This is a genomic window from Lactococcus sp. dk101 (genome assembly GCF_009601055.1).
Lineage (GTDB): Bacteria > Bacillota > Bacilli > Lactobacillales > Streptococcaceae > Lactococcus.
Map to the genome: position 1 here is coordinate 128,515 of NZ_WITI01000001.1, position 17,634 is coordinate 146,148.

The following is a 17,634-nucleotide window of genomic DNA, read 5'->3' on the forward strand; positions in this document are numbered from 1 at the left end:
AAAAGCTAAATTAGGGTAAAATAGAGGAATGGAAAATATAGAACAGATTGAAGAGATAGAAAATTCAGCCCTCACTGCTCAACAAGGTGCCACAAAAGCGAAAGCTCAGATGCTTTCGGGTACCGCTTGGCGAACAGGTGCTGATATGTTAGGAAAGGTGTTGGGGGTTGTTTACATCATCCCTTGGTATGCTTGGATGGGGCAAGCCGGTAACCAAGCCAATGCACTTTATAGTATGGGATACAATATTTATGCCCTCTTTTTGTTGATTTCAACTGTTGGTATTCCTTCTGCGGTTGCACGAGAAGTAGCGCGTTATAACACGCTTGGCGACCCCAACATGAGTTATCGTTTGGTCAGACAAATGCTTGGCATTATGACGATTTTAGGCGTTTTCTTTGCCGTTATCATGTCGGTGTTTGCGGCGCCATTAGCCAATCTACTTGGCGGAAGTGCTGCATTGGTTCCAGTCATTCGGAGTTTGTCGCTCGCCATCTTACTTTTCCCGTCCATGTCCGTTATTCGAGGCTATTTCCAAGGGCTCAATCAAATGAAAGCCTATGCCATTAGCCAACTTTGTGAGCAAGTGGTGCGGATCATTTGGATGTTGGTAACAGCTTTTGCCATCATGAAACTTGGTTCAGGAAACTGGCAAGCTGCCGTTACACAGTCCACGTTGGCTGCATTTATCGGAATGATTGCTTCCTACGCTGTGTTGATTTTCTACCTTTGGAAATCAGGAAATCTGAAACATCTGATTTCGCCTGGTCCTGCCAGAAGTAAAATCAATCCCATGCAAGTCATGAAAGAGACGATGAGAACAGCCGTTCCCTTTATTGTCTTAGGATCTGCAACACAAGTTTTCCGCTTGATTGATAACTCGACTTTTATGCACTTTATGCCGATGTTTACGAGCTTTAGTCACAGCACTTTAATGGATTATTTGAGTTATTTTTCTGCCAATACGGATAAATTAACTTTGCTTCTCTTAGGCGTTGCTTTGACTTTAGGTTCTGTTTCTGACCCATTGATTACAGAGCATTATGTGCGGGGCAATAAGCAAGCCTTGTCAACGCTAGTCGGCTACAATTTCCAATTGTATGTTGGCTTTATGTTGCCTGCAATTATTGGTATGTCATTGCTGACAAAACCGATTTATACCTTGTTTTATCAAATTCCATCGACTTTCCAAATTGCTTTATTTGTCTTTACGGTTTTACAAAGTTTCTTACTTGGACTTTACATGTTGGTTTATCCACCATTGTCCGTCATGGATCACAAACGCTTGGCCATGAAATTTTTCGTGGAAATGTTGGTTGTGAAATTGATTTTACAAGTGCCAATGATTTGGCTCTTCCATAGCTATGGCCCACTGATTGCAACGACCATTGCCTTTGTCTTTGGAGATTATCTCTTCATTCGCAAACTCAAACGCTTGACTAATTTCTCTGTCAAAAATACCGTTCGTGGTATTCAGGGCGCAGCCTTATTGACTTTGATTATGGCGATTGTCGTCATTATTGTAGAAAGCATTTTGGGCATGTTCTTTGGGAAAAGACCAGGACGAATGGCTTCTGCAATTATCCTTGCTTTGAGTGGTGGTGCTGGCTTTTATGTTTATCTATATCTGGCCGCACAGCTTGGACTTTTGGAAAAATGGTTCGGCGAAAAAGGCAAGAGCTTACGCCGCAAATTGCATATCTAAAAATGAGAATGAAAAGCCTGAAAAGGCTTTTTTATGATATAATGATAGTGTTCTAAATAGTAGAAATATTGGAGAAAATTATGACAAGAATTCAAGATAATCTTTTTGAAGCAGTCAACGCAGATTGGCTTGCAACCGTTGAAATTCCTTCTGATAAACCAAGAATGTCAGCATTTGATGAATTGGTGCTGGAGATTGAAAAAAACTTAACGTCAGACCTGACAGAATTGTCAGTCAACCTGCCAAAAGAAAATAAGGAATTACTTGAAGCCATCAAGTTTTACCTGAAAGCAGGCGATTGGGCAAAACGGAATGCTGATGATTTTTCAGCAGTCAAAAAAGAATTACAAAAAATAAGCGACTTGAAAGACTTTGAAACTTTCAAAGCACAAGCGGGCGATTTGATTTTGCATTCGCAAGCAGCCATGCCTTTTGGACTCGCAGTCGAGTCTGATATGATGGACGCCATTCATCATGCTCTTGTCTTAACTGGGCCAGGGCTCATCTTGCCAGACACGACTTACTATGCAGATGAACACCCACGCAAAGCAGAGTTACTTGATTTCTGGGCAGAAAATTCAGCAGAAATTCTTGCTGCATTTGGGTTTGAAGACGCAGAAAAAATTGCAGCAGATGCGGTTACTTTTGATAAACTTTTAGCACCATTCTCAAACACATCTGAAGAGTGGGCGAAATATGCTGAATTGTACCATCCTGTCAGTGCTGACAGCTTTTTGTCAACAGCAAGCAGCCTTGATTTTAAAGCCATTATTGAAACCCTTGTGGGCACAATGCCTGATAAAATCATTGTCTTTGAAGAACGCTTCTATGAAAACTTTAACCAAATTGTCAGTCCTGAAAATTGGAACTTGATTAAGGCATGGATGCTGACAAAAGCAGCCCGTAAGGCAACCAATTATCTGTCAGAAGACTTGCGTGTAAAAGGCTCTGCTTACAGCAGAAAAGTGTCGAACGTCGCAGAAGCACGCAAACAAGATAAACATCAACTTGATGTTACTGAATCTTATTTCAGCCAAGTGATTGGACTTTTCTACGGTAAAAAATATTTTGGTGACGAAGCAAAAGCTGATGTCAAAAACATGACGGACAAAATGATCAAAGTCTATCAAGATCGTTTGCGTACGAACGCATGGTTAAGCGAAGCAACACGATTGAAAGCCATTGAAAAATTAGATGCTATCACAGTAAATATCGCCTATCCAGATCAACTTCCAGAATATTACAGCCGTTTGAAAACAGGTACAGGAAGTCTCTACGAAGATGTTGTCAGCTTTGACGAAATTTTGACTGCTCGTCATTACGAAAAATTCTCACAAGAAGTGGACAAAAAAGAATGGCAAATGCCTGCACACATGGTCAATGCCTACTATACTTCTGACAGCAACAGCATTTTCTTCCCTGCTGCTATCTTACAAGCGCCATTCTACAGTTTGACACAGTCCAAATCACAAAATTATGGTGGGATTGGTGCAGTCATTGCCCATGAAATTTCTCATGCCTTTGACAACAATGGTGCTCAATTTGACAAAGACGGTAATTTGAACAAATGGTGGTCAGAAGCAGATTATGCTGCATTTGAGAAGAAACAAGAAGAAATGATTGCTGAATTTGACGGTGTTGAAACAGTTGCTGGCCCTGCCAACGGAAAACTTATTGTGTCAGAAAACATTGCTGACCAAGGAGGAATTACGGCAGCGCTGACAGCAGCTCAAAGCGAAGATGACGTCAATTTGGTTGATTTCTTTGAACAATGGGCAAGAATTTGGCGCAACAAAGCCAGTTTGGAATTCCAACAAATGTTGCTGTCAATGGACGTTCATGCTCCAGCAGCACTGCGCGCCAACATTCCACCGACAAATCTTGAAGAATTCTATGAAACTTTTGGCATTGTCAGTACGGACAAGATGTATCGTGCTCCAGAAAATCGAGTTAAGATTTGGTAATCCAATCAAGACTCAAAAGGACAAACCATGGATTATGATGATTTAAAACCTGAAACCAAACGGATTTTAGCAGAAATAAAAGCCATTCCGTATGGTTCTGTCAGCTCTTACAGGGATATTGCCATAAGGGCGGGTCTTATCAATGGTGCAAGGCAAGTTTCGAGAGCCTTGCATGGTCTATCCGATAAGTACGCATTGCCTTGGTGGCGCGTGATTAGAAGTGATGGAAAAATTGGACTGACAGGGGCAGGAAAAAATGAACAAATTCGTCTGCTGCGACTGGAAGGTTTGGAAGTTTCAGAACTTGGAAAAGTAATGTTAAAAAAACACGATTGAGGTCGTGTTTTTGTTTTTTTCAGGCGCTTGTTCTATCAAAAATAGGAAGACGAAACCTTGTATAAATTGACAAAAAATGCTATAATAGTAATAATGGTTTGTCAGCAAAACCCAACGGATCTCTTGTCCCTGCGGGTCTTGTAAGCAGCGAAAAACGTTTGTTTCTCGTTGCTTTTTTGGCGTTTTTTTACCATGAAATTTGAAAAGTTAACAAAAAGACAAACTACTAAATTTTCAGATTTTTTAATGAAAAACTCACTAAATTGACAGATTAAACTTATTTTACACTATTTCTGACCTTTGAAAATGGGGAGAAATAGATAATTATTAGAGGAGAAACAACTTGGCAGGACATGACGTACAATACGGTAAACACCGTACAAGACGCAGTTTTTCGCGCATCAAAGAAGTAATCGGATTGCCAAATCTGATTGAAGTTCAAACTTCAAGTTATCAAAACTTTCTCGACACTGGCCTCGCAGATGTATTCAAAGAAATGTTCCCAATCGATAACTTTGCCGGAACAATGGAACTTGAATTCATAGGCTACGAAATGAAAACACCTAAATATACAGTTGAAGAAGCTCGTGCGCACGATGCAAACTATTCAGCTCCTATTTATGTGACTTTCCGTCTTGTGAATAAAGAAACTGGCGAATTGAAAACTCAAGAAGTTTTCTTCGGTGATTTCCCACTTATGACTGAAATGGGGACATTTATCAACAATGGTTCAGAACGTTTGATCGTCAGCCAGTTGGTTCGTAGTCCTGGGTCATATTTCCATCTTAAAACAGACAAAAACGGTCTTGAAAGTTATGGACATACGACAATTCCTAACCGTGGGGCTTGGTTCGAACTTGACACAGACGCTAAAGGCGTTGGTTACGTCCGTATCGACCGCACACGTAAATTAACATTTACAACAATGGTACGCGCACTCGGATTTTGTTCAGATGAAGAAATCCGTGAATTGTTTGGCGAAAGTGAATTACTTGAAACAACTTTAGGTAAAGACATTCACAAAAACCCATCAGACACACGTACAGAAGAAGCACTTAAAGACATCTATGACCGTTTGCGTCCTGGTGAACCTAAGACAGCCGATAGTTCTCGTGGGCTCTTGGTAGCACGCTTCTTCGATCCAAAACGTTACGACTTTGCACCTGTTGGACGTTACAAATTCAACAAAAAATTGGCGCTTAAGAACCGTTTGCTCGGATTGACTTTGGCAGAACCAATCGTTGACCCTGAAACTGGTGAAATTGTCGTTGCTTCAGATACACTTGTAACACGTGATGTTTTGAATATCATCGAACCATTGCTTGAAGCTGGATTAAACACAGTTATTTACCAACCTTCTGAAGATGGTGTAATGCTTGGCGAACCAATCGAAGTTCAAGCCATTAAAGTATATTCACCAAAAAATCCAGAACGCGTCATCACTTTGATGTCAAATGGACAAGTTCCTGCTGAAGACCGCGTTTTGAAACCAGCCGATGTGATTGCTAATATCAACTACTGGCTCGGACTTTTCGAAGGAATCGGCAAAGTTGATGATATCGACCACTTAGGTAACCGTCGTATCCGTTCCGTTGGTGAATTGCTCCAAAACCAAGTTCGTATTGGACTTTCACGTATGGAACGTGTCATTCGTGAACGGATGTCATCTACTGAAAATGAAAATATCACACCTCAAGGTTTGATTAACATTCGTCCTGTTACAGCTTCAATCAAAGAATTCTTTGGTTCATCTCAACTTTCACAGTTCATGGACCAACACAATCCTTTGTCTGAATTGTCACACAAACGTCGTTTCTCTGCCTTAGGCCCTGGTGGTATCTCACGTGACCGTGCTTCATATGAAGTACGTGACGTTCACTATACTCACTACGGTCGTATGTGTCCTATTGAAACACCTGAAGGACCAAATATCGGTTTGATCAACAACTTGTCAACTTATGCCAAGATTAACGAATATGGTTTCATCATGTCTCCATTCCGTCGTGTTGACCGCACAACTGGTATTGTAACTTCAGACGTTGAATACTTGACAGCTGATGAAGAAGACAACTATACTGTTGCCCAAGCCAACTCTCGTTTGACAGCTGACAATCATTTTGCCAGCGAAACAGTTATGGCCCGTCATCAAGGGAACAATATCGAAGTTGAATCAGCAAACGTTGATTACATGGATGTTTCACCTAAACAGGTAGTTGCGACAGCCGCTGCATGTATTCCTTTCTTGGAAAACGATGACTCAAACCGTGCCCTTATGGGAGCCAACATGCAACGTCAAGCCGTACCATTGATTGACCCACACAGCCCTTGGGTTGGTACTGGGATGGAATACCAAATCGGTCACGACTCTGGAGCTGCTGGTATTGCTAAACATGATGGTATCTGTGAATATGTTGATGGTAATGAAGTAAGAATTCGTCGTACAACAGGCGAACTTGACATTTATAATGTTACAAAATATCAACGTTCAAACTCAGGAACTTCTTATAACCAACGCCCACTTGTTGCTCTTGGCGACAAAGTAGAACAAGGCGATGTTGTCATCAATGGTCCTTCAATGGTCGATGGCGAATTGGCTTTGGGTAACAACCCACTTATCGCCTACATGACATGGGAAGGTTATAACTTTGAAGATGCCGTAATCATGTCAGAACGTATGGTTAAAGATGATGTTTATACATCAATCGCCATTGAAGAATACGAATCAGAAACACGCGATACAAAGCTTGGCCCTGAAGAAATTACTCGCGAAATTCCAAACGTTGGTGATGAAGCAATCAAGAACCTTGACGAAGACGGAATTATCCGTATTGGTGCTGAGGTTAAAGATGGCGATATTCTTGTTGGTAAAGTAACACCTAAGGGTGAAACAGATCCAACACCAGAAGAACGTTTGCTCCGTGCAATCTTCGGTGAAAAAGCACGCGAAGTTCGTGATACATCACTCCGTGTTCCTCACGGCGGTGGCGGTATTGTTCACCAAGTTCACGTCTTTACTCGTGATAACGGTGACGAATTGCCTTCAGGTGTCAATACACTTGTTCGTGTCTTCATTGCGCAAAAACGTAAAATCCGTGTCGGAGATAAAATGTCTGGTCGTCACGGGAACAAGGGTGTCGTTTCAAACATCGTTCCTGTTGAAGATATGCCATACCTTCCAGATGGAACACCTATCGATATCATGTTGAATCCACTTGGTGTGCCATCACGTATGAATATCGGACAAGTTAAGGAACTCCACTTGGGAATGGCTGCACGTATTTTGGGTATCCAAAACCGTGAAGCAGGTAAAGATGAAGACTTCTATGTTGCAACACCAGTCTTTGATGGGGCTTCCGATGATGAAATCTGGGAAACTGTTAAAGAAGCAGGGATGGCAGCTGATGCTAAGACCGTGCTTTATGACGGACGTACAGGTGAACCATTTGATAACCGTATCTCTGTTGGTGTCATGTACATGATCAAGCTTCACCACATGGTTGATGATAAACTTCATGCACGTTCAGTAGGTCCTTACTCACTCGTTACTCAACAACCGCTCGGTGGTAAAGCACAGTTCGGTGGACAACGTTTCGGTGAAATGGAAGTTTGGGCACTTGAAGCGTATGGTGCATCTAATGTCCTTCAAGAAATCTTGACTTACAAGTCAGATGACGTTATTGGACGTACACGTGCCTATGAAGCGATCGTTAAAGGCGAACGCATTCCTCGTCCAGGTCTTCCAGAATCATTCCGTGTCCTTGTAAAAGAATTACAATCACTCGGTCTTGACATGAAAGTCCTTGATGCAGATCACAACACAATTGATTTGCGTGAATTGGATGATGATATGGATAACCGTCAACCAGAACCAGAAATCACAGCTGAAATGCTCGAAGCTCAAGAAGCACGCGTTGTTGAAGCTGAACAAGAAGAACAAACTTTGATTGATACTGATAAAGCATAAGCATTTTTGAAATAGCGTAGCTATTTCGTTATAAGATAATTGAAAACAGTTGTTTTATAACGGAATAGCTACGTCAAAGAAAAAATTCAATCATTTTTAGATTGCAAAAAATATTTTGCACTAAAACTTAAACTGATCAACAGTATCATATTTTATAAGAAGTGGAGAAAAAATTGGTCGATGTAAATAAATTTGAGAGTATGCAGATTGGTATCGCATCTCCCCAAAAAATTCGTTATTGGTCATATGGTGAAGTTAAAAAACCAGAAACAATCAACTATCGAACACAAAAACCAGAACGTGAAGGACTTTTCGACGAAAGAATTTTCGGCCCACAAAAAGACTGGGAATGTGCATGTGGAAAACTTAAAGGTGTTTTCTACAAAAATCAAGTTTGTGAACTTTGTGGTGTTCAAGTAACAACTGCTAAATCACGTCGTGAACGCATGGGACATATCGAACTTGCTGCCCCAACATCACACATCTGGTATTTCAAAGGAATTCCATCACGTATGGGACTTGCTTTGGACATGAGCCCTCGTGCGCTTGAAGAAATCATTTATTTCGCAAGCTACGTCGTAATTGATCCTAAAGAAACTGATCTTGAAAAGAAACAACTTTTGACTGAACGCGAATATCGTGAACAACTCTTGAAAAATGGATTTGGTTCATTCGTCGCTAAGATGGGTGCAGAAGCCATTCAAGATTTGTTGAATGATGTCGATTTGGACAAAGAAATTGCTGAACTCAAAGTTGAGTTGAAAGTTATTTCTGGTCAACGTCGTGTTAAAGTTATTCGTCGTTTGGACGTTTTGTCAGCTTTCCGTAAGTCTGGCAACCGTTTGGAATGGATGGTACTTAATGTCCTTCCAGTTATTCCACCTGATTTGCGTCCAATGGTTCAACTTGATGGTGGTCGTTTTGCCACATCTGACTTGAACGATTTGTATCGTCGTGTTATCAACCGTAATAACCGTTTGAAACGTTTGATGGAACTTAATGCACCAAATATTATCGTTCAAAATGAAAAACGTATGCTTCAAGAAGCTGTCGATACTTTGATTGATAATGGTCGCCGTGGTCGTCCAATTACTGGTCCTTCTAACCGTCCATTGAAATCATTGTCACACATGCTTAAAGGGAAACAAGGACGTTTCCGTCAAAACTTGCTTGGTAAACGTGTTGACTACTCAGGTCGTTCAGTTATCGCCGTAGGTCCAACACTTAAAACTTACCAAATGGGTCTTCCACGTGAAATGGCAATCGAATTGTTTAAACCATTCGTTATGTCAGAACTTGTAAAACGTGAACTTGCTGCTAACATTCGTGCTGCAAAACGTAAAGTTGAACGTCAAGACTTTGAAGTTTGGGATGTCCTCGAAGATATCGTTAAAGAACACCCTATTTTGATGAACCGGGCACCTACGCTTCACCGTTTGGGTATTCAAGCGTTCGAACCTGTATTGATTGATGGGAAAGCAATGCGTCTTCACCCATTGGCCTGTGAAGCCTTTAACGCCGACTTTGACGGTGACCAAATGGCCGTTCACTTGCCTTTGTCTGAAGAAGCCCAAGCTGAAGCACGTCTTTTGATGCTTGCTGCAGAACACATCTTGAACCCTAAAGATGGTAAACCAGTCGTTACACCATCACAAGATATGGTCCTTGGTAACTATTACATTACTATGGAACAACACGACCGTGAAGGTGAAGGAATGATTTTCTCTTCTGCTGAAGAAGTAGAAATTGCACGTACAAATGGTGTCGTTCACTTGCACACACGTATCGGTATTTTGGCAAGTGCTTTGGATCGTCCTTGGACTGAATTCCAACAAGATAAAATCTTGATCACAACAGTTGGTAAAGTGATGTTTAACTCAATCATTCCTGTCGGAATGCCATTCATCAACGAACCAACTGATGCTGCTTTGTCTAGCGCAACAGATGACCGTTTCTTCATGGGAGCTGGTGAAGATATTCACGCTTTCCTTGAAAACTTGCCAACTGTATTGCCATTCAAGAAAAAATACTTGGGTAAAATTATCGCTGAAGTCTTCAAACGTTACGGAACAACAGCAACATCAATGTTCCTTGATGAATTGAAAGACCTTGGTTACCACCAATCAACATTGGCTGGTTTGACTGTGGGGATCGCAGATATTCCAACGGTTGAGAAAAAACCTGAAATCATCGAAGCTGCGCATGCTAAAGTTGCTCAAATCACAAAACAATTCCGTCGCGGTTTGATTACTGATGAAGAACGTTATACACACGTTTGTGATGTTTGGCGTGATGCAAAAGAAGCACTTGAAAAAGAACTGATTGCGCACCAAGATATTTCTAACCCAATCGTCATGATGATGGACTCTGGAGCCCGTGGTAACATCTCAAACTTCTCACAACTTTCTGGTATGCGTGGATTGATGGCAGCTCCTAATGGTAAAACAATGGAACTTCCAGTTATTTCAAACTTCCGTGAAGGTTTGACAGTACAAGAAATGTTCTTCTCTACCCATGGTGCCCGTAAAGGGATGACCGATACGGCCCTTAAGACAGCCGAATCTGGTTACTTGACACGTCGTTTGGTTGACGTTGCGCAAGACGTTATCATTCGTGAAGAAGACTGTGGAACTGACCGTGGACTTTTGGTTCAAGAAATTGCCAATGGTAAAGAAATGATTGAACCATTGTTCGAACGTTTGGTTGGTCGTTATACTAAGAAATCTATTTTCCATCCAGAAACTGGTGAATTGATTTTGGGTGAAGACCAATTGATCACAGAAGAAATTGCAAACCAAATCGTTGATGCCGGCATTAAAGGTGTAACAATCCGTTCAATCTTTACATGTAAGACAGCACACGGTGTATGTAAACACTGTTATGGTATGGATATGGCTACTGGCGGAACTGTTGAAGTCGGTGAAGCTGTTGGTATCGTTGCCGCACAAGCCATCGGGGAACCTGGTACACAACTTACCATGCGTAACTTCCACTTTGGTGGTGTTGCCGGTAATGCCGATATCACACAAGGGCTTCCTCGTGTCCAAGAAATCTTTGAAGCACGTAATCCTAAAGGGGAAGCAACAATTACTGAAGTAACGGGTACCGTTCAAGCATTTGTTGATGATCCTGCTACACGTACACGCGAAATCACAATCAAGGGTGAAACAGATACACGTTCATACGTTGTTCCAATGTCTTCACCACTTAAAGTTGAAGAAGGCGAATTTATTCACCGTGGTGCACCACTTGTTGACGGTTCTATTGAACCAAAACACTTGCTCCAAGTTCGTGATGTTTTGTCAGTTGAAACTTATCTCCTTGCCGAAGTTCAAAAAACTTACCGTGGCCAAGGGGTTGAAATCGGCGACAAGCATATCGAAGTAATGGTACGTCAAATGTTACGTAAAGTCCGTGTTATGGATACTGGTTCAACAGACCTCCTTCCAGGTACATTGATGGATATTGATGATTTTGAAAAGAGCAATGAGTCTGCTTTGTTGAATGGTGAATTGCCTGCAACAGCACGTCCAGTTCTTATGGGGATTACAAAAGCCTCACTCGAAACAAATTCATTCTTGTCAGCTGCCTCATTCCAAGAAACAACACGTGTCCTTACTGACGCTGCGATTCGCGGTAAAGAAGACCACTTGCTTGGTTTGAAAGAAAATGTCATCATCGGTAAGATTATTCCTGCCGGTACTGGTATGGCACGTTACCGCAATTTGGAACCATTGTCAGATTTGACAAATGCGCCTGAAGTGGTAAAAAAAGAAGTTGAAACTGTAGCTCCTGAAGCTGCTAAAAAATAAACAATAAAAAAACGAGCAAAAGCTCGTTTTTTTATTTTGTCAGTGCTGACAGATGAATAATCAGTAAATGATGGTTCGTTTTTCTGTTGATAAGGTCAAAGGATCATTTTTGAGGATTTCGTGCGTCTCTCCGTCAATTTGGACGGGTTGATTGACATCGGTGGTTACTGTAAATGTCTTTGAGATACGATGATCAAATAAAGGATTTGTCAAATGTGTGCCTTTGAGTACTTTAGGGACAACTGGAAAAATTTTGCGCATGGGATGACGATCGAATTCAACCAAATGAATTTCTGCGTTCGAATTACTTGCCTCAGGCGAAATTTTGACACCGCCACCGAAATAAGGATGTTTGGTAAATGTCATCAAAAAGGCTCTGGCATATGCTTTTTCTTGAACTTTATTGTCGTTTGTCAGAGCTGACAAGTGGACAGCAAACGGTTTTTTTGTAAATAAAACATGGAGAGCTGTCATCAAATACGCCAGTTGTCCAAGTTTGATTTTATTGAGCCAGGTTTTGAGTTTTCCTTCATTGGCTGATTTGACAATTTGTGCGTCAAGGCCAATGCCAATGTTATTTAAGGCATAGCCAGAAAGCTGATGAGAACTGTATTTGATGATGTATATGTCATGCTTTTCTTGGCGTTCAATATTTTTGAATGCTTCAATCGGGTCAAGTGAAATATGCAAGCTTCGCGCGAAGTCATTGCCCGATCCTGCAGGAATATAGGCAAAGGGAATATGGTCAGGGAGAGCATCAATGGCAAGTGAAATGGTGCCGTCTCCTCCAATAATCAAGAGCTGATCGGTACTTGTTTTGAGTTCTAAAATAGCATTGATAAGTTGAGCTTCCTGCCCAATTTCTGAAGTGGCAAAAAGTTGATATTTAATCTGATTTTCATTAAAATAAGGGAGTAAAACATCAAGCGTATGTGCCCCTTTTTTAGCACCAGAATTTGGATTTGCAAGAATGAAATAAGTCATGCTCTTATTCTACCAAAAAATCAGACAAATATTCACATAAAAAATTAGGAAATAAGGAAAATGGTTTGAATTTTTATGCAAAATGGGTTATAATTATACTTAATATAAAAAAATATTGAATAAAATAAGAAAAGAGAACAAATTATGAGTTGGAGTTTTATTCCTGAATACTTACCGTATTTTAATGACGGTGTCATCTTTACCATCATTATCTCCGTCTTTGTCGTTATTTTTGGAACAGTGATTGGGATTTTAGCCGCACTTGGAAAAATGTCAAAAATTGCACCCTTGCGTTGGATTTTAAATGCCTACATCGAAATCTTCCGTGATACACCAATGTTGGTTCAAATTGCCTTAGGTTATGCCATTCTTGGTGTGTCAAATTGGCCAACCATTCACATTGGGATTTTATCAGAAGACTCAAACCGTCTGGCTGTAGGGATTTTGATTTTGTCCCTTAACTCAGGTGCTTATATGGCTGAAATTGTGCGTGCGGGGATTGAAGCAGTTCCTGCTGGCCAAAAAGAAGCAGCTTACTCACTCGGTATTCGTCCAGCCAAAGCCATGATGAGTGTCATTTTGCCGCAAGCCGTTCGGAACATTTTACCAGCTGTTGGTAATGAATTTGTGACCATCATCAAAGATAGTTCGCTCTTGTCAACTATCGGCGTTATGGAAATCTACTTTGGTACACAAACAGTAATCACGTCAACCTACCAAACAATCACACCACTTTTATTGGTTTCTGTTTATTATTTCGTTGTTTGTTTCGCGCTCAGCCGCTTGCTTGCACGATTTGAAAAGAAACTTGGAAAGGGCTATGCAAAATGAGTGAAAATTTAATTGAAATCAAAGGTTTATACAAAAGTTTCGGAAAAAATGAAGTCTTAAAAGGACTAGATATCGCGATTAAAAAAGGCGAAGTCGTTGTTATGATTGGGCCTTCTGGTTCGGGAAAATCCACTTTCTTGCGGACCATGAACTTACTTGAAACACCAACCAAAGGCGAAGTTTATTTTGAAGGAACAAACATTGCTGATAAATCCGTGGATGTTTTTAAACACCGCGAAAAAATGGGCATGGTTTTCCAACAGTTTAATCTTTTTCCAAACATGACGGTTCTTGACAATTTGACATTGGCTCCTGTTAAAACAGGAAAAATGACCAAAGATGAAGCGACAGCAAAGGCAAAAGAATTGCTCGAACGTGTCGGACTATCTGAAAAGGCTGAGGCTTATCCACAAAGCTTGTCAGGTGGCCAACAACAGCGTGTTGCGATTGCACGTGCCTTGACCATGGCACCTGATGTCATGCTCTTTGATGAACCAACTTCTGCACTTGATCCAGAAATGGTTGGCGAAGTATTAAACGTCATGCAAGAATTGGCTAAAGAAGGCATGACCATGGTTGTCGTCACTCACGAAATGGGCTTTGCTAAAAATGTAGCAGACCGCGTGCTGTTTATGGCAGATGGTGTCATTGTTGAAGAAGGCAAACCTGAAGCTGTCTTTGATCATCCAAAAGAAGCTCGGACACAAGATTTTCTTGCTAAAGTATTATAATCAATGAGCTGTCAGTGCTGACAGCTTTTTGTTTTCTCAAAATCAAATATGAATAAAGTTTTAGTAGAGACTGTGGTATAATTAAACTAAGAACCAAAAGAGGAACTTGAACAAGAAAAGAGAATCTATGAAATTTGAAAATATAAATGATAATACAATTAAGATAAGTCTGACCTTTGAGGATTTGTCAGATCATGATGTCAAGCTCTCTGATTTTTTCCAAAATCAACAAGTTATCGAGCAGTTATTTTATGATTTGGTTGAAGAATTAGGACTAGAAAATCGCTTTAATCAGACAGGATTATTGACTTTCCAAGTCCAACCGCATCCAAAAGGCGTTAATTTAATTGTTTCTGAAGAAGTCTTAGGAGAAGATGGAACTGGCGAAATTCCAGATGATCCAGAAGAATTTGAAGAATTGATGAAAGGCTTTTATAGCAAGCTAAATGAAATTGGCTCTGATATGGCTGCCGAACGTGGAATCAAAGACTTTAAACCTGGACTTGGTGCAGAAAATGCTACCGAAAATGAGGATAAAAAAGAACGCGATTTTATTTTTTATGCCATTGAATTTGCTCAACCAATGGCCCTTTTTTCAGCAGTAAAAAACGTTGTTTTTGAAGAAGAATTATCTGAGCTTTTCCAATTTGACGATAAGTTTTATTTGGTTGTTTTGGATAGTATTAAAGCCAAAGGACAGTTGCAAATTGATGCCATGCGGAGTCGTTTGTTGGAATATGGTCAACTTTCGCCTTACGAACGTGATTACTTGCAAGAATATGGAAAATGCCTGATTGAAACCAATGCAATGGCTATTCTCAGAAAAATTAAAGGCTAATTTATGACAATATCAGCAATCCCTTTTTCACTTAAATTTTTGATTGTTTTGGTGATTACATTTTGTATTTCGCTTATTTTAACGCCTTTGATGACATTTGTCTCTAGAGCCATCGGCGCAGTTGATAATCCAAATGCCAGAAGAATAAATACAAAACCCATGCCATCGGCTGGAGGTTTGCCTATATTTATTTCTTTTGTTATCACAACTTTGGTTATTTTACCTTTGATAGTTCATGCACAGCCTTCAATGTTGGGCGTGGCTCCTGCAAAATCAGGCAGCGGGCCACAGTTGCAAACCTATTATAGTTATATCCTACCCTTTGTGATTGGCGCAGCTATCGTTGTCATAACGGGTTTGATTGATGACATCAAAGAGATTTCGCCAAAGATGAAAATGCTTGGACTGACGATTGCAGCAAGCTTCATTTGGTTTTTCACGCATGCTCGATTTGACAATATCAAAATTCCTTTTGGTGGCCCTTTGCTTATTTTTCCAGCTTGGCTCTCGTTTATCTTTACCGTTTTCTGGATTTTGGCTATTACCAATGCCATCAATCTGATTGACGGGCTAGACGGGCTTGCAAGTGGGGTATCCGTGATTTCATTGCTGACGATGGGCTTAGTTTCTTACTTTTTCCTTCCCAGTCCAAATGTCTTTTTGCCAATTACAATCTTTACATTAGTCGCTGCCATTATGGGCTTTTTCCCTTATAATTATCACCCAGCCATTATTTATTTGGGTGATACAGGTGCTTTATTCTTAGGATTTATGATTTCGGTGGCTTCTTTGCAGGGCTTGAAAAATGCGACTGCTGTTGCTGTTTTGACCCCCCTTTTAATTTTGGGGGTTCCGATTACGGACACGGTCATGGCTATTTTACGTCGTAAGCTTAATCGCCAGAGTATCACATCAGCGGACAAGCGTCATTTGCATCATCGTTTGATGGCACTCGGTTTTACACATCGCGGAGCTGTCCTTGTTATTTATGGCATTGCTGGCATTTTTGCCTTTATCTCCGTGATTTTGCAGGTTTCATCACGTTTTGGTGGGATTTTGCTCCTTGTTGCTTGCCTGTTTGGTTTGGAAATCTTTATCGAGCTGGTCGGAATTTTGGGAGAAAATCGTCAACCCATGTTGAAATTATTACGTTTCATCGGAAATTCAGGCTACCGTGATGCTGTGCTAACGCACACAGATTACGAGAAAAATGAGGCTGAACGAGATACAATTGAACTTGAAAGTCCACTCATTAAAGAGGAAGAAAATCAAGTCAAAAGACCTCAACATTTGAGTCGTGTTGAAAAAGATAAAAAATAGGAAATAAACAGCTTAAACCTACCAATTAAGCTGTTTTTTTGTTAGAATAGAACTGTTTAAGTAAAATGTCAAATCTAATTGACAGAATACAAAAACGAATACAAATTGATTATTTAATACTGTTTAACTTCTAAAAGCATAGAAGTTAAAGTTTGCGTTTTACGCAGCGGTGCATGTCCGTTTGCTTAGTTGCTAAAGCAACAAGAGCAAAAGGCAAACCACTTCTTGCGCACGCGCAAGGCAGTATATTTGCAGTTAATCTACTAACCGACTTAAAAGTCGGTTAGAGGTTAACTAGTATAAGTTGTTTAAAATAATAAAAAAGTTGTCAAAGAAGGAGCGGTATGTCAGTTTTAGAAATTAAAGATTTACACGTAGGCGTTGATGAAAATGGCGTTCACACATATATTCTCAAAGGTGTAAATTTAACAATTAACACAAATGAAATCCATGCAATCATGGGGCCAAACGGAAATGGGAAATCAACGCTTTCTGCGGCAATCATGGGAAATCCCCATTATCATGTTACAAAGGGAGAAATCCTTTTTGATGGCGAAAATTTTTTGGAAATGACAGTTGATGAACGTGCACGTTTGGGGCTTTTTCTGGCCATGCAATATCCAAGTGAAATTCCTGGCATTACCAATGCCGAATTTTTGCGCGCTGCCATCAATGCACGTCGTCCAGAAGATGACAAAATTAGCGTCATGAAATTCATTAAAAAATTGGACGCAAACATGTCCCTCTTGAACATGAAAGAAGAAATGGCTGAACGTTATCTGAACGAAGGCTTTTCTGGTGGCGAAAAGAAACGCAATGAAATTCTTCAACTTTTGATGTTGGAACCTACTTTTGCCATCTTAGATGAAATCGACTCAGGACTTGATATTGATGCCCTGAAAGTAGTAGCTAAAGGTGTGAATTCAATGCGTGGCGAAAAATTCGGTGCCATGATTATCACTCACTACCAACGTTTATTGGATTATGTGACCCCTGATTTTGTTCATGTCATGATGGATGGGCGCGTGGTCAAATCAGGTGGTGCAGAACTTGCACTTCGTCTTGAACAAGAAGGATATACAGGAATTGCTGCCGAACTTGGTTTAGATTACAAAGAAGAAGAATGAGGAGGTCTTGAAGGCGAGGACA

The 17,634-nt window shown here is 40.5% G+C and carries 11 protein-coding genes; 10 read left to right on the forward strand and 1 reads right to left on the reverse strand.

The features are described from left to right. Window positions 1-37 precede the first annotated feature (37 nt). The 5 genes from GHI45_RS00690 (at window position 38) to rpoC (ending at window position 11,781) form a co-directional block, all read left to right on the forward strand. A complete protein-coding gene (locus tag GHI45_RS00690; RefSeq protein ID WP_147779452.1) occupies window positions 38-1,705 on the forward strand; it encodes a polysaccharide biosynthesis protein in 1,668 nt (555 codons plus the stop codon). An 80-nt stretch (window positions 1,706-1,785) separates the two neighbouring features. Beyond that, window positions 1,786-3,669 carry a M13-type metalloendopeptidase gene (locus tag GHI45_RS00695; protein ID WP_147779237.1) on the forward strand — a complete coding sequence of 628 codons (1,884 nt, stop codon included), beginning with the start codon at window positions 1,786-1,788 and terminating at the stop codon, window positions 3,667-3,669. 27 nt (window positions 3,670-3,696) lie between these two features. Then, a complete protein-coding gene (locus GHI45_RS00700) occupies window positions 3,697-4,005 on the forward strand; it encodes an MGMT family protein (protein WP_147779238.1) in 309 nt (102 codons plus the stop codon). Window positions 4,006-4,348: 343 nt separating this feature from the next. Continuing rightward, on the forward strand, window positions 4,349-7,969 hold the full coding sequence (locus GHI45_RS00705; RefSeq protein WP_147779239.1) for a DNA-directed RNA polymerase subunit beta: 3,621 nt from the start codon (window positions 4,349-4,351) through the stop codon (window positions 7,967-7,969). 173 nt (window positions 7,970-8,142) lie between these two features. After that, window positions 8,143-11,781: a DNA-directed RNA polymerase subunit beta' gene (rpoC, locus tag GHI45_RS00710; RefSeq protein ID WP_187230057.1), complete on the forward strand. Its 3,639-nt coding sequence runs from the start codon at window positions 8,143-8,145 to the stop codon at window positions 11,779-11,781. A 60-nt stretch (window positions 11,782-11,841) separates the two neighbouring features. Here the strand turns inward: rpoC and GHI45_RS00715 are convergent, their stop codons facing one another. Continuing rightward, the gene (locus GHI45_RS00715; protein ID WP_147779240.1) at window positions 11,842-12,765 is read right to left on the reverse strand and encodes a diacylglycerol kinase family protein; all 924 of its coding nucleotides are present in this window, start codon (window positions 12,763-12,765) and stop codon (window positions 11,842-11,844) included. 144 nt (window positions 12,766-12,909) lie between these two features. On the opposite strand from GHI45_RS00715, the gene GHI45_RS00720 reads away from it, so the two are divergent. The 5 genes from GHI45_RS00720 (at window position 12,910) to sufC (ending at window position 17,612) form a co-directional block, all read left to right on the forward strand. After that, window positions 12,910-13,596, forward strand: coding sequence for an amino acid ABC transporter permease (locus GHI45_RS00720; protein WP_147779241.1), 687 nt, complete (start codon window positions 12,910-12,912; stop codon window positions 13,594-13,596). Then, complete coding sequence (locus GHI45_RS00725; RefSeq protein ID WP_147779242.1) at window positions 13,593-14,327, forward strand: amino acid ABC transporter ATP-binding protein; 735 nt, start codon at window positions 13,593-13,595, stop codon at window positions 14,325-14,327. Before GHI45_RS00720 ends, GHI45_RS00725 begins: the two co-directional genes overlap by 4 nt. A gap of 127 nt (window positions 14,328-14,454) precedes the next feature. Then, window positions 14,455-15,165: an adaptor protein MecA gene (locus GHI45_RS00730; RefSeq protein ID WP_147779243.1), complete on the forward strand. Its 711-nt coding sequence runs from the start codon at window positions 14,455-14,457 to the stop codon at window positions 15,163-15,165. A 3-nt stretch (window positions 15,166-15,168) separates the two neighbouring features. Continuing rightward, entirely contained in the window at window positions 15,169-16,485 is a 1,317-nt protein-coding gene (locus GHI45_RS00735; protein ID WP_147779244.1) for a glycosyltransferase family 4 protein, read from the forward strand. 344 nt (window positions 16,486-16,829) lie between these two features. Further along, entirely contained in the window at window positions 16,830-17,612 is a 783-nt protein-coding gene (gene sufC, locus GHI45_RS00740; RefSeq protein ID WP_147779245.1) for a Fe-S cluster assembly ATPase SufC, read from the forward strand. Window positions 17,613-17,634: the final 22 nt, after the last annotated feature.

Bases quoted from the DNA above. Each gene is read 5' to 3' on its own strand.
- GHI45_RS00715 (WP_147779240.1), bottom strand. From the start codon at position 12,765: ATGACTTATTTCATTCTTGCAAATCCAAATTCTGGTGCTAAAAAAGGG.
- GHI45_RS00720 (WP_147779241.1), top strand. From the start codon at position 12,910: ATGAGTTGGAGTTTTATTCCTGAATACTTACCGTATTTTAATGACGGT.
- GHI45_RS00700 (WP_147779238.1), top strand. From the start codon at position 3,697: ATGGATTATGATGATTTAAAACCTGAAACCAAACGGATTTTAGCAGAA.
- GHI45_RS00695 (WP_147779237.1), top strand. From the start codon at position 1,786: ATGACAAGAATTCAAGATAATCTTTTTGAAGCAGTCAACGCAGATTGG.
- sufC (WP_147779245.1), top strand. From the start codon at position 16,830: ATGTCAGTTTTAGAAATTAAAGATTTACACGTAGGCGTTGATGAAAAT.
- GHI45_RS00725 (WP_147779242.1), top strand. From the start codon at position 13,593: ATGAGTGAAAATTTAATTGAAATCAAAGGTTTATACAAAAGTTTCGGA.
- GHI45_RS00730 (WP_147779243.1), top strand. From the start codon at position 14,455: ATGAAATTTGAAAATATAAATGATAATACAATTAAGATAAGTCTGACC.
- GHI45_RS00735 (WP_147779244.1), top strand. From the start codon at position 15,169: ATGACAATATCAGCAATCCCTTTTTCACTTAAATTTTTGATTGTTTTG.